This window comes from Massilia sp. 2TAF26 (assembly GCF_052115005.1).
Classification (GTDB): domain Bacteria; phylum Pseudomonadota; class Gammaproteobacteria; order Burkholderiales; family Burkholderiaceae_D; genus Telluria.
Map to the genome: position 1 here is coordinate 265,477 of NZ_JBFRFV010000002.1, position 12,111 is coordinate 277,587.

Here is a 12,111-nt window from a genome sequence, read left to right on the forward strand (position 1 = left end):
GCCGACCATGTATCGGTAGGGTGGGCACTCCGTGTCCACGCGGACGTTTGCGACATGGCGGCGTTTGCGTGGGCACGTGATTCAGGCCACTGGCCTGAATCACCCCACCCTTGGTTTACGGCCGCGGTTTGTGAAGCAGCGCCTCCACCACACTGCCCACCCAACACACCACGAACACCCAGCCGCTGAGCGTCACCGCCCAGGAAGTCGGCTGTGCATCGACCTTCGCCGCAATCGCCGCCGGATCCAGCGGCACCGAACCCGACAGCACTTGGCCGGCCACCGCATTTGCCTCCTCCAGCGCGAAATCGAAATAGACGAAGCCGGCCACCAGGGCCGGTACGGCGAACAGCAGGGCCAGGCGGCGGCGGCTCAAATACCACTGGCCGACACCGGGGAAGACCAGCGCCGACAGCAGGGCGGCGGCGCCTTTCGAACGTTTCATGTGATTCCTTTCCGAATCCGGCTGTTTGAGTTATCGCAACTGTCATTGTGCCGGACAGCGTAGATTGCTTCAATGCACGTCAATTTCGTGCTTACCAGAAATGGTTGAGCGACATTGTTCACTGGGAGGAGACCATGACGCTTGCAACTTCTCATCCGGAAGTCCGCTGAGATGCTGTCCCGACTGCGGATCGGCCCCAAGCTGCTGCTGGCGCCCGGCGTTGTACTGGTGCTGCTGGTACTCCTCTCATGCGGCGCCTATCTCGCGATGCTGCGCCAGAACGATTCCCTCGACACCATCGTCCAGCAGCGCGCCACCCATATGCGGGCGGCCTCGAACCTGGTGGCGTCGGCGCAGAAGGCCCATGCCCAAGCCTACCAGATCCTGGCCTGGATCAGCGGCAGCTTTCCGCGTACCCGCGTCGAGCCGCTGGTGGGCGAGGTCCGCCAGCAGCATGAGAACATCGGCCGCGGCTTTGCCGGCCTCGCCCGCCTGACGCGGGAGAGCCCGGCGCGCCATCGCGAGGCCGAACTGCGCCATGTCGAGCAGGCCGCCGGCGCCTGGCGCCTGTACGTGGCCGCGGTGGACGACGTGATCGAGATCGCCCGTGAAGACCAGTCGATCAGCGCCAGCGCGATGACCAGGGCGGAGCGCGCCTTCGGCGTGGTGGCCGAGCGCCTGACCGAGCTGGCGCGCCGCGAGCAGGAGCTGTCGGAACAGGCATCGAGCGAGGCGGCGGACGACTTCAGGGCGATCGCGATCCTGATGCCGATCGTGATCGTCCTATCGATCGCCGCGTCGCTGGCGATCACGATGGCGGTGCGGCGCTCGCTGCTGGGCGAGGTCGGCGCCATCGAAGCGGCCGCCAGCAGCCTGGCCAGCGGCGACCTGACGGTGCGCGCCCGGGTCGACGGCGACGACGAGATCGCCGCCACCTCGCGCGCGCTGGACGACAGCATCCGCAGCCTGAACCTGTCGCTGAGGACGATCCTGGAATCGGCGCGCTCGATCGGCTCGGCTTCGCGCGAGATCGCCCTCGGCCGCGCCGGACTGCCGGCGCGCGCCGGCGTGCGCGCATCGCTGGAACAGACCGCGACCTCGATGCAGGACCTGGCGGCGGCGATGATGGAAACCGCCGACTCGGCGCGCCATGCCAACCGGCTGACCGAAGCGGCAAGCAGCGCGGCCCAGCAGGGCGGCAGCGTGGTGCACCGGCTGGTGGCGACCCTCGAAACCGTGCGCCGCTCCGCCACCCGCCTTGACGAGATCGGCGAGGCGATCGAGATCGCCTGCGGCCAGGCCGGCAGCCTGGCCCTCGGCGCGGCGGTCGAGGCGGCCGAGGGCGGCCCGCAAGCCTGGCGCTTCGCCCAGGCTGCCTGCGAGGTGAGGGCGCTGGCCGGCCGCGCGGTGGCGGACGCCCGCGAGGCGCGCGAACTGGCGCGCGAAGCGATGGCGGCGATCGAGGGCGGTACCGGGATTGCGCTCGACGCCGGCTCCAGCATGGCGAACCTGGCCAGCTCGGTGCAGGAGGTCGGCGACATCGTCAACCGCATCGGCAGCAGCAGCGCCGCGCGCGCCGAGAACCTGGCGGGCGTGAACCAGGCGATCGTGCGCATGGACGAGCTCACCCAGCAGGGCACGCGGATGGTGGAAGAGGCGGCGCTGGCCGCGCGCACCCTGCAGCAGCAGGCGCTCAGCCTGTCGCAGGCGGTGGCGGCGTTCCGGCTGGACGAGGCGGTGCAGATCGCGGCCGACGAAGACGCCAATGAAAACGGGGCTGCAGGAGCGCCTTACAAGCGCCCCGGCAGCCCCGGGCATCCCTATCTCCGGCTGGCCAGCAGCCGGAGGGGCAAGGATTAAGTTTTATTCATAATCCTCGATCGGTGCGCAGCCGCAGAACAGGTTACGGTCGCCATACACGTTGTCGGCGCGGCCGACCGGCGGCCAGTACTTGCGCTTGCGCAGCGACGGCACCGGGAAGGCGGCCACTTCGCGCGAGTAGCCGTGCTTCCAGTCGTCGGCGGTGACGACTTCGGCGGTGTGCGGCGCACCCTTCAGCGGGTTGTCCATGCGGTCGTACTCGCCGCGCTCGACCTTCACGATCTCGGCGTGGATGGTGATCATCGCCTCGATGAAGCGGTCCAGCTCGACCTTCGACTCCGACTCGGTCGGCTCGATCATCAGCGTGCCCGGCACCGGGAAGCTCATGGTCGGGGCGTGGAAGCCGAAGTCCATCAGGCGCTTGGCCACGTCTTCGTTGCTGATGCCGGTCTTTTCCTGCAGCGGACGGAGGTCGATGATGCATTCGTGCGCGACCAGGCCGTCGTGGCCGGTGTACAGCACCGGGTAGTGCGGGGCCAGGCGGCGTGCGATGTAGTTGGCATTCAGGATCGCGGTCTCGGTGGCCGCGGTCAGGCCTTCGGCGCCCATCATCGCGATGTACATCCACGAGATCGGCAGGATCGAGGCAGAGCCGTAAGGCGCGGCGCTGACGGCGCCGATGCCGGCTGCGGTGTCCGAACCTTCGCGCTGGTAGCCGGTCGACACATGGTTCGGCAGGAACGGCACCAGGTGGGCGCCCACCGCCACCGGGCCGACGCCCGGACCGCCGCCGCCGTGCGGGATGCAGAAGGTCTTGTGCAGGTTCAGGTGGCTGACGTCGCCGCCGAAGATGCCGGGGCCGGCCACGCCGACCAGGGCGTTCATGTTGGCGCCGTCCACATAGACCTGGCCGCCGTGCGCATGCACGATCTCGCACAGTTCCTTGATGCCTTCCTCGAATACGCCGTGGGTCGACGGGTAGGTGACCATCACGCAGGCCAGGTTGGCGCTGTGCTGTTCGGCCTTCTTCTTCAGGTCTTCCAGGTCGACGTTGCCGTTCTCGTCGCAGGCGGTGACCACCACCTGCATGCCGACCATGCTGGCCGATGCCGGGTTGGTGCCGTGGGCCGAGGACGGGATCAGGCAGATGTTGCGATGGCCTTCGCCGCGCGACTCATGGTACTTCTTGATGATCAGGAGGCCCGCGTACTCGCCCTGCGAGCCGGCGTTCGGCTGCAGCGACACGCCGGCGTAGCCGGTCACGGCGCACAGCATCTGCTCGAGCTGGCCGATCATCTCGCGGTAGCCGACGGTCTGCTCGTCCGGTGCGAAGGGGTGGATGTTCGAGAATTCCGGCCAGGTGACCGGGATCATCTCCGAGGTCGCGTTCAGCTTCATGGTGCACGAACCCAGCGGGATCATGGTGCGGTCCAGCGCCAGGTCCTTGTCGGCCAGCGAACGCAGGTAGCGAAGCATCTCGTGCTCGGCGTGGTAGCGGTGGAAGGTCGGGTGGGTCAGGTAGGCGCTGGTGCGGCTCAGCGATGCAGGGAAGGCGTCGGTGGCGTCGCTGTCCAGGCTGTCGAAATCGACGGTGGCGGCTTTGCCGGCGGCTTCGCCGAAGATCTTCGCCAGCACTTCGATTTCTTCGCGGCCGGTGGTCTCGTCCAGCGACAGACCGACGTGGCGGGCATCGATGCGGCGCAGGTTGACGCCGTTCTCGACGGCGATGCGGTGCACGTCATCGGCCTTGTCGGTGATGACCGTCAGGGTGTCGAAGAAGGTCTCGTTGACCAGCTGGTAGCCGAGGCTCTGCAGGCTTGCTGCCAGGATGCCGGTGTAGCGGTGCACGCGGCGGGCGATTCTAGCCAGGCCCTCGGGGCCGTGGTAGATCGCGTACATCGAGGCCATCACGGCCAGCAGCACCTGTGCGGTACAGATGTTCGAGGTCGCCTTTTCGCGGCGGATGTGCTGTTCGCGGGTCTGCAGCGCCAGGCGGAATGCCTTGTTGCCCTGGGCGTCGACGGTGACGCCGGCCAGGCGGCCAGCCATGCTGCGCTTGTAGTCGTCGCGGGTGGCCAGGTAACCGGCGTGCGGGCCGCCGAAACCGAGCGGCACGCCGAAGCGCTGGCTGTTGCCGACCACGACGTCGGCGCCCCATTCGCCCGGCGGGGTCAGCACGGTCAGGGCCAGCAGGTCGGCCGCGACCACGACCATCGCGCCCATCGCATGCAGCTTCTCGCAGGCGTTGCGGTAGTCGCGCACGTCGCCGTTCACGCCCGGGTACTGCAGCAGCACGCCGAAGCAGGTTTCAGTCAGGTTCTCGATGTCGGCGGCGGCAATGGTGCGCACTTCGACGCCGATCGGGGTGGCGCGGGTGCGCACCACTTCGAGGGTCTGCGGCAGCACGTCGTCGGCGACGTAGAAAACCTTCGAGGCCGACTTGCCGACGCGCTGGATCAGCGTCATCGCTTCGGCGGCGGCGGTGCCTTCGTCCAGCATCGAGGCGTTGGCGATGCCCATGCCGGTCAGGTCGGTGATCACCTGCTGGAAGTTCAGGATCGCTTCCAGGCGGCCCTGCGAGATCTCCGGCTGGTACGGGGTGTAGGCGGTATACCAGGCCGGGTTTTCGAAGATGTTGCGCAGGATGACCGGCGGGGTGAAGGTGCCATAGTAGCCCTGGCCGATCATCGACTTCATGACCTTGTTCTGCGAGGCGATGCTCTTCAGCTTCGCCAGCGCGGTCTGCTCGGGCAGCGGCTCGAAGAACTGGCCGAGTTCCAGCTTGTCCTTGCGGCGGATGTTGGCGGGAACGACGGCATCGATCAGGGCGGCGCGGCTCTGGTAGCCGAGGGCGGACAGCATGGCTGCCTGTTCGGCGTCGGACGGACCGATGTGGCGCGGGATGAAGCCATCGCGTGCTTCGAGTTGGGTCAGGCTGGTGCGGGTCATGGCGGAAGTCGAAAAAGAGGAATCGAGGCGGGAGTGATCAACGTCGTCCCCGCGAAGGCGGGGACCCAGGTCTGGTTGAGGCTAACGTGGCATATGCAGAACTTGGATTCCCGCCTTCGCGGGAACGACGTCGAGGCTACGGAAACGACGAGAGTGATTAACCTTCGGTGGTCTTGCCGTAAGCCGCGGCATCCAGCAGGCCGTTGATCGCATTCGGATCGCTCGGCTGCAGCTTGAACAGCCAGGCGCCATAGGCGTCGGCGTTGATCGAGTCCGGAGCGTCGGCGGTGGCCTGGTTGACGGCGGTGATGGTGCCCGAGACCGGGGCGTAGATGTCGCTGGCGGCCTTGACCGACTCGACCACGGCGGCGTCGTCGCCGGCGGTGAAGGTCTTGCCGACCTGCGGCAGTTCGACGAACACGATGTCGCCCAGCGCGTCCTGTGCGTATTCGGTGATGCCGACGGTCAGGGTGCCGTCAGCTTCTTGACGGACCCACTCGTGGGACTCGGTGTATTTCAGGTCGGCTGGGATGTTCATGCATGGCTCCTAATGGATAGAGAGATGAGGCGGTAAGTATACGTTGTTCTTGTCGGTACGGCGCGGTTCAGGCGGCCAGCACTTTGCCGTTGCGGACGAACGGCAGCTTGACCACCGAAGCGGCCAGTTTCTTGTCGCGGATTTCGACGTGCACGGTGTCGCCCACCTGCACCTCGACCGGCACGCGCGCCAGTGCGATCGCCTGCTGCATGCTGGGGCTGAAGGTGCCGCTGGTGATCTCGCCGGCGTTGCCCGAGCTTGCCACGACCTTCTGGTGGGCGCGCAGGATGCCGCCTTTTTCGCGCAGGATCAGGCCGACGAAGTTCTGCCGCTGGCCCTTCTGCTGCAGGGCGGCCTTGCCGATGAAGTCGCGCTCCGATGCCAGGTCGACGGTCCAGGCCAGGCCGGCGTCGAGCGGGGAGACGCTGTCGTCCATGTCCTGGCCGTACAGGTTCATGCCGGCTTCCAGGCGCAGGGTATCGCGGGCGCCGAGGCCGGCCGGCTTGACGCCGGCTGCCAGCAGGGCGTTCCACAGGGCTTCGGCCTGCGACGCCGGCACGCCGATCTCGAAACCGTCTTCGCCGGTGTAGCCGGTGCGCGCCACCATCACTTCGCCGAACGGGGTGCCGTCCACGATCGTGACGTTGAAGGGTTTCATTTCGCCCGATGCGGCCTGGGTGGACGGCAGCACCTGCCAGACCTTGGCGCGGGCGTTCGGCCCCTGGACGGCGATCAGGGCGATGCCGTCATCCGACAGGTCGGCGCGGCGCGGAGTGATGGTCAGGCCGCTGCCGGTGGCGTCGTTCTGCTGGCGGATCCAGGCGATGTCCTTCTCGGCGGTGCCGGCGTTGACGACCAGACGGAACCAGTCTTCGCGGAAGAAGTAGACGATCAGGTCGTCGATCACGCCGCCGTCAAGGTTCAGCATGCAGGAGTACAGGGCCTTGCCCGAGGTCTGCAGCTTGTCGACGTTATTCGCCAGCAGGCCGCGCAGGAAGGTGCGCACATTGGCGCCGCGCAGGTCGACCACGCACATGTGGGAGACGTCGAACATGCCGGCATCGAGGCGGACCGCATTGTGTTCCTCGATCTGGGAACCGTAGTTGACGGGCATGTCCCAGCCGCCGAAGTCGACCATCTTGGCTCCCAGGGAGCGGTGTGCGGAATTGAGCGGGGTCGCTTTGAGCGTCATGGCGTGAGATCCTCGGACAGATTGAATAGGGTTCAGGCACGTGGAAACATTCCACATGCATGTTGCACCCCTCTGTCCTCGGTACCTGAGAGATAGCGGTCGAAACCGCCTGCCCCTTCGGTGGGCCCGCCTGGGCCGCTCTCCAGAGTTGGTCCACGGCGCCTGCATCGTGCATTCGCGCTGTGTCCCCCGACCGGTCCGGTTGCCTGAGAGTTTTCGGGTGATGCCCCTTCGGCGGCAGCCTGCGCTGCGCTCTCCCGGTCAAGACTGCGAAGGATATGCGAGGCGTGCAGGGAAGTCAATCGGAGGCAGCCTTCGGCGCGGGGAAGCGCGCGGCAGGCGAGGGGGCGCGCACTATTGCAGTGCGTCCACACGGGCAAAAACACGTCCTTTGTTACACTTGGCCTATGACCCTTGTGACAGAAGAGACCTACTATGAGCGAAGATCAAGTAAAACAGCAAAAAGAGGCGTGGTTCACGCTGTCCGGTGACGTCAACAGCGACATGGTGCATCGTGTCTTCGAGGCGGTTGCGGAGATGACCGAAAGCGGCATCGAGACCGCCCACGTGCTGCTGCAGTCGAACGGCGGCTATGTCAGCGACGGTCTGTGCCTGTACAACTTCCTGGCCAATGCCCCGGTCGAGTTCGTCATGTACAACGGCGGCGCGGTGGCCTCGATCGCCGTGATCCTGTTCCTCTCCGGGACCCGCCGCTACGCCAGCGAGACGGCGCGCTTCATGATCCACAAGTCGCATGCGACCGCCTCGCCGGGTTCGCGTCCGGACGCCCTCAACATCATCGTCGAAGGCCTGCGCGCCGACGATGCCCGCACCGAGTCGATCCTGCGCAAGCACATCGAACTCACGCCGGAGCAGTGGGGCATCCACCAATACGGCGACCTGCACCTGAACGGGCGCGACGCCAAGACCGCCGGCATGGTCAACGAGGTGAAGGACTTCGCGCCGCCGAAAGGCGCGCCGCTGCGTAATATCTGAAAATGACAGGGCCCGGGACGGTTTCCCATCCCGGGCCCACTCGCTTTCGGCCCAGGCCGATTTAACGATTGCCGTCGTTCTTGTGGCTCTGGCGGCCGGCAGCGGCATGCTGCTCGGGGGTGCCGCCACGGGTGCTGCCCGAGCGCGAACCCGAGCCCGAACCCGACTGCTTGTTGCCGTCATTCTTGTGGCTTTGACGACCTGCTTCCGCATGCTGCTCCGGGGTACCGCCGCGGGTGCCGCCCGAACCGCCCGAACGCGAACCCGAGCCCGAACCCGACTGCTTGTTGCCGTCGTTCTTGTGGCTCTGCTGGCCGGCCTTTACGTGCTGCTCGTGGGAACCACCCTGGGTGCCCGATTTGCTGTTGTTAGCCATGATCATTCCTTTCTAAAATTGGAAAGTCCTGCTTACCGAAGCGTTAGCGTTTCCGGTCATGCAATAATGCGAGCCCGGCAGTAGATGTGGTATCGGATCACGTCGTGTGGTCTTGTAGGAATTAGACCTATCGATAAAGAATAAACTTCCAATAATTCCTGCCCTGGAGCGAAATTTATTCCAGAAAATTGCTTTCCTTATCGTTAAGTGCCAATTTTCTAATGCTGAGTTAGCTCGACAGTAGCATGTTTGTTTTTGTTGGCATGCCTGCCGGCTTGCATCGGCGGCGGCTCTTGTGAAGCGCCGCCGGCGCCACGAGCTGCAGAATGTGGTTGCTATGTGGAAATTATGTGCCACAATAGCAGGAAGCAAGCCACAGCAGCCACCATCCACCATGTCATCCAGCCGAGTCCAGAGTCCGGCAGCGCGTCAGGCCGCCTCCCAGCAGCAGGCGGTGCTGGAGTCGCTCGTCGGTATCGCAGCCGGCCAGCTCAAGGAGCAGCTTACGCCGATGATAGGCCGCTTCGGCGCGGCCCTGGCGGACGTCGACCAGCCCGGCCTGGACACGCGCGAAGTCTACCGGCGCGTACGCTCCGGCAAGCTGCTCAAGGAAAACAGCTACGCCTTCTTCCACCTGGCCAGCACCGGCATCGAACTCGCCCTGCGCCAGGAACTCGAGCGCCTGCGGCCCCAGCATGCCGCCGGCAAGGCCGCTCCCGCCACACTCAGCCTGGTGCCGCTCGAGGTCATGGACGGCAAGGTCGCTTTCGGTGCCATCACCCGTCCCTTCGACATCGCCCATTCCGAGCAGCTGGCGACCCTCTCGGTCCGCCTCGGCCTCTTGCTGGGCAAGGGCGTGCTGCGCGCCGACGCCAATCCCTTCCGCCCGGAAGTCTTCCTGAAGGCGCTGGAAGAAGCCTGGCGCGAGTTCGAGCCGGAAGAAGAGTGCCACGACCTGATCCGGGGCCTGCTGCGGCCCGAACTGGTCTTCGATTTCGCGCCCCTCTACGAAGCCCTGGTCGAGGCCCTTACCCGCAAGGACGGCCAGCCCGGCTCGGTCGAGGCTTACCGCATCCAGAAGACCGACGACGCGGCGGCTGCCCGTGCGGCGCGCGCCAGCGGCAAGGCGGCGCTGGCCGAGCAGCTGCGCAAGCTGTTCGGCGACGATGGCGACGGCCTGCCGGCGGTGCCGCTGATTCCCGATCTGCCCGAGATGCCGGCGGGGACCGGCGGCTGGCGGCCCAGCGCGGCGGCCGGCTTCGCTCAGGCCCAGGCGTCGGAAGAGAAGGGCGAGGCGAGGCCGGCGCCGGGCTTTGCGGCCGCGGCGCATCAGGGCGCAAGCCCGGGTGTACAGCCGGTGAGCGTGGCAGTGAGCGGCGGCGATGCTTCCTTCGCAGGCGCGGCCGCTTCCTTTGGCGCGCAAGCCGCCGGCGCCGTCCCGGTCTCTGCCGGCCTGGCACCGATCGCCGGGCTGCCGCGCGTTTCCGGCATGCCGCAGGACGGCGCCATCCTGGTCCCGGGCCAGGTCGCGCCGCTGCTGGAACTGCTGGCGCGCGTCGAGCCGACCCTGCAGGCCCAGGTCCAGGGGCAGGCGCCGCCCGCAGGCATGGTCCCGGCCGTGGCCGGCACGTTGCCGCACAATGTGTTCTACCTGCCGCGCTTCGCACAGAGCCTGCCGAAGGGCAGCCTGTCGCGCGGCGACGAAAGCACCCTCGGCCTGCTGTCGCGCGTGTTCGAGACCGTGCTGCTGGACGACAGCATCCCGTCCCAAACCCGCGAGCTGCTGCAGCTGTTGCAGGTACCGGTGCTGAAGGCGGCCCTGCTGGACAAGAACTTCTTCTTCGAGGAAGCGCATCCGGCGCGGCGCCTGGTCGACCTGCTGTCGCGCATGGGCTGGGAACAGCGCAAGGACGCGGACGATCCGCTGTTCCAGGTGATGCGGCGCAGCGTCGAGCGGGTCGGCGGGGCCGGCGAAGCGGGTCTTGACGCCTTCGCCGAAGCCGTGGCCGAACTCGAGGCGGGCATCGCCGCCGAGGAGGACGCCCAGCAGCGGGCGATGGCCGGTCCGGTGGCCGGCGCCCTGAAACAGGAAAAGCTGCAGGTCGCGAGCCGCGCCGCGCGCGACACCGTCGCCTTGCGCGTAAAAGCCGGCGACGTCGAACAGGTGGTCAGCGGTTTCCTCGAAGAGCGCTGGACCACGGTCATGACCTTCGCCTACAGCATCGAGGCAGACAAGCCGGGCGCGGTCGGCAATGCCACCCGCGCGATGGACGACCTGATCTGGAGCGTCAAGCCGAAGCAGACCCAGGAACAGCGCAAGGCCCTGATCGGCAAGCTGCCGCGCCTGCTGTCGACGCTGAACAAATGGCTCGATGCGATCAAGTGGCAGGACGCCGAGCGCCTGCAATTCTTCGCCCGCCTGGCCGAATGCCATGCCTCGATCGTGCGGGCGCCGATCGAACTGTCGCCGGAACGCCAGCTGGAACTGGCCGTCGAGGCGGCCCAGCAGGACGCGCTGCGGCGGGTCGAACTGGAGCAGCTGGCCGCCGAACAGGAAGAGGCGCGCCAGCAGATGATCTCGCCGGTGGACGGCCTGGAGCGCGGCATGTGGTTCGAATTCCGCACGGCGGAAGGGGCGCGCAAGGTCAAGCTGGCCTGGGTCAGCCCACTGCGCACGCTGTTCATCTTTTCCGGGGCCGGGCGGCGCGAGGCCTTCTCGCTGTCGGCCGAAAAGTTTGCCGAACTGCTGCATGCGGGCACGGCGCGCGTGCTGGCCATCGATGGGGTGGTGGGGCAGGTGCTGTCGGCGGCGATGCAGGCTGGGGCGGTCAATGATACTTCGAGCCATGTCCGGCAGTGCCGGGCATGACGGTGGCGGCCGCCTGAGTCCCTAGCCCCAGAACCGTCATTCCCGCGTTCGCCGTCATGACGTTGACACGGCGCCGGGCGACTGCGTGTTCTCCCGTCCGCGCATCCTGCGCTATAGTCGAGCCGACCCATCCACATCCTCGACTAGCCATGATCTGGTGGTACCACCTATCCGCCCTCGGCGGCCTGAACGTCACCGCATTGCTCGCGGTCGCCATCGCCGCCTGGCTGGTCGGGGCGCGCTGCTGGCGGCTGGCGCTGGCGTGGTGCCTGCTGTTCGGCGGGGCGGTGTTCATCGCGGTGGCCAGCCAGGTGGCCTTCCTCGGCTGGGGTATCGGCGTGCGCGACCTGGAATTCACCGGCTTTTCCGGCCATGCGACGCGCGCCGCTGCCGTCTTTCCGGTCGCGCTGTTCCTGCTGATGGAAAGGCGCGGCTTCAGGCGCGAGGACCGGCGCACGGAATCCCGGCCGGGTGGCCGGGACCGGCGCACAGGCGGCTGGTTGCGCGCTGCGGTGCTTGCCGGCGTCGTGCTCGCGCTAGCGGTAGCGGCGGCCCGCGTCAAGGTCGGCGCCCACTCGGCCAGCGAAGCGGTGTCCGGCTGCATGCTGGGCCTGGCCTGCGCCGGCCTCTTTATCGCTCACACCCGCAGCGCCGGCGACAGCAAGCCCCAGCCGCTGCTGCTTGGTCTGCTGGCGGCGACCCTGCTGCTGCCGCGCGCCGACCCGATCAATTCCCACCAATGGCTGACGGCTGCCGCCCTCAAGCTGTCCGGCAGCGACCGCGTCTGGCTGCGCAACGGCTGGCAGCCGGCCCTGGGACCCTACGTGCCGCCGTGCGCGCCGGAGAAGCGCCGCTTCGGCGTCCTCTGTACCTGACTCAGGGGCGTTCGGCAATCCTGAGAAATTGGACTGGCATTGAAAAATGC

Annotated in this window: 9 protein-coding genes and 2 riboswitches; of the genes, 4 read left to right on the forward strand and 5 right to left on the reverse strand. The window is 67.0% G+C overall.

Annotation, left to right across the window (positions count from 1 at the left end; translation table 11 throughout):
* Positions 1 to 115: 115 nt before the first annotated feature.
* Positions 116 to 445: a hypothetical protein gene (locus tag AB4Z32_RS03275; RefSeq protein ID WP_441934316.1), complete on the reverse strand. Its 330-nt coding sequence runs from the start codon at positions 443 to 445 to the stop codon at positions 116 to 118.
* A gap of 171 nt (positions 446 to 616) precedes the next feature.
* Between AB4Z32_RS03275 and AB4Z32_RS03280 the strand changes: the two genes are divergently transcribed.
* The gene (locus tag AB4Z32_RS03280) at positions 617 to 2,305 is read left to right on the forward strand and encodes a methyl-accepting chemotaxis protein (RefSeq protein ID WP_441934318.1); all 1,689 of its coding nucleotides are present in this window, start codon (positions 617 to 619) and stop codon (positions 2,303 to 2,305) included.
* Positions 2,306 to 2,308: 3 nt separating this feature from the next.
* Here AB4Z32_RS03280 and gcvP read toward each other — a convergent pair whose 3' ends face one another.
* The 3 genes from gcvP to gcvT all read right to left on the reverse strand — a co-directional run bounded on the left by gcvP (position 2,309) and on the right by gcvT (position 6,945).
* Positions 2,309 to 5,215, reverse strand: coding sequence for an aminomethyl-transferring glycine dehydrogenase (gene gcvP, locus AB4Z32_RS03285; RefSeq protein WP_441934320.1), 2,907 nt, complete (start codon positions 5,213 to 5,215; stop codon positions 2,309 to 2,311).
* A 157-nt stretch (positions 5,216 to 5,372) separates the two neighbouring features.
* Positions 5,373 to 5,753 carry a glycine cleavage system protein GcvH gene (gcvH, locus tag AB4Z32_RS03290; protein ID WP_441934321.1) on the reverse strand — a complete coding sequence of 127 codons (381 nt, stop codon included), beginning with the start codon at positions 5,751 to 5,753 and terminating at the stop codon, positions 5,373 to 5,375.
* A 67-nt stretch (positions 5,754 to 5,820) separates the two neighbouring features.
* Positions 5,821 to 6,945 carry a glycine cleavage system aminomethyltransferase GcvT gene (gcvT, locus tag AB4Z32_RS03295; protein ID WP_441934323.1) on the reverse strand — a complete coding sequence of 375 codons (1,125 nt, stop codon included), beginning with the start codon at positions 6,943 to 6,945 and terminating at the stop codon, positions 5,821 to 5,823.
* A 62-nt stretch (positions 6,946 to 7,007) separates the two neighbouring features.
* Positions 7,008 to 7,101: riboswitch (glycine riboswitch) on the reverse strand.
* Positions 7,102 to 7,129: 28 nt separating this feature from the next.
* A riboswitch (glycine riboswitch) is annotated at positions 7,130 to 7,215 on the reverse strand.
* Between the two features lie 165 nt (positions 7,216 to 7,380).
* Between gcvT and AB4Z32_RS03300 the strand changes: the two genes are divergently transcribed.
* Positions 7,381 to 7,941, forward strand: a complete 561-nt coding sequence (locus AB4Z32_RS03300) for an ATP-dependent Clp protease proteolytic subunit (RefSeq protein WP_441934325.1) — start codon at positions 7,381 to 7,383, stop codon at positions 7,939 to 7,941.
* A 61-nt stretch (positions 7,942 to 8,002) separates the two neighbouring features.
* Here the strand turns inward: AB4Z32_RS03300 and AB4Z32_RS03305 are convergent, their stop codons facing one another.
* Positions 8,003 to 8,317: a hypothetical protein gene (locus AB4Z32_RS03305; RefSeq protein WP_441934327.1), complete on the reverse strand. Its 315-nt coding sequence runs from the start codon at positions 8,315 to 8,317 to the stop codon at positions 8,003 to 8,005.
* Positions 8,318 to 8,711: 394 nt separating this feature from the next.
* On the opposite strand from AB4Z32_RS03305, the gene AB4Z32_RS03310 reads away from it, so the two are divergent.
* Positions 8,712 to 11,186: a DUF1631 family protein gene (locus tag AB4Z32_RS03310; protein ID WP_441934329.1), complete on the forward strand. Its 2,475-nt coding sequence runs from the start codon at positions 8,712 to 8,714 to the stop codon at positions 11,184 to 11,186.
* Between the two features lie 149 nt (positions 11,187 to 11,335).
* The gene (locus tag AB4Z32_RS03315) at positions 11,336 to 12,061 is read left to right on the forward strand and encodes a phosphatase PAP2 family protein (RefSeq protein WP_441934330.1); all 726 of its coding nucleotides are present in this window, start codon (positions 11,336 to 11,338) and stop codon (positions 12,059 to 12,061) included.
* Positions 12,062 to 12,111: the final 50 nt, after the last annotated feature.

Excerpts from the sequence above, each read along its gene's own strand:
- gcvH (WP_441934321.1), bottom strand. The coding sequence starts at position 5,753 with ATGAACATCCCAGCCGACCTGAAATACACCGAGTCCCACGAGTGGGTC.
- AB4Z32_RS03315 (WP_441934330.1), top strand. The coding sequence starts at position 11,336 with ATGATCTGGTGGTACCACCTATCCGCCCTCGGCGGCCTGAACGTCACC.
- AB4Z32_RS03310 (WP_441934329.1), top strand. The coding sequence starts at position 8,712 with ATGTCATCCAGCCGAGTCCAGAGTCCGGCAGCGCGTCAGGCCGCCTCC.
- AB4Z32_RS03275 (WP_441934316.1), bottom strand. The coding sequence starts at position 445 with ATGAAACGTTCGAAAGGCGCCGCCGCCCTGCTGTCGGCGCTGGTCTTC.
- gcvT (WP_441934323.1), bottom strand. The coding sequence starts at position 6,945 with ATGACGCTCAAAGCGACCCCGCTCAATTCCGCACACCGCTCCCTGGGA.
- gcvP (WP_441934320.1), bottom strand. The coding sequence starts at position 5,215 with ATGACCCGCACCAGCCTGACCCAACTCGAAGCACGCGATGGCTTCATC.
- AB4Z32_RS03280 (WP_441934318.1), top strand. The coding sequence starts at position 617 with ATGCTGTCCCGACTGCGGATCGGCCCCAAGCTGCTGCTGGCGCCCGGC.
- AB4Z32_RS03300 (WP_441934325.1), top strand. The coding sequence starts at position 7,381 with ATGAGCGAAGATCAAGTAAAACAGCAAAAAGAGGCGTGGTTCACGCTG.
- AB4Z32_RS03305 (WP_441934327.1), bottom strand. The coding sequence starts at position 8,317 with ATGGCTAACAACAGCAAATCGGGCACCCAGGGTGGTTCCCACGAGCAG.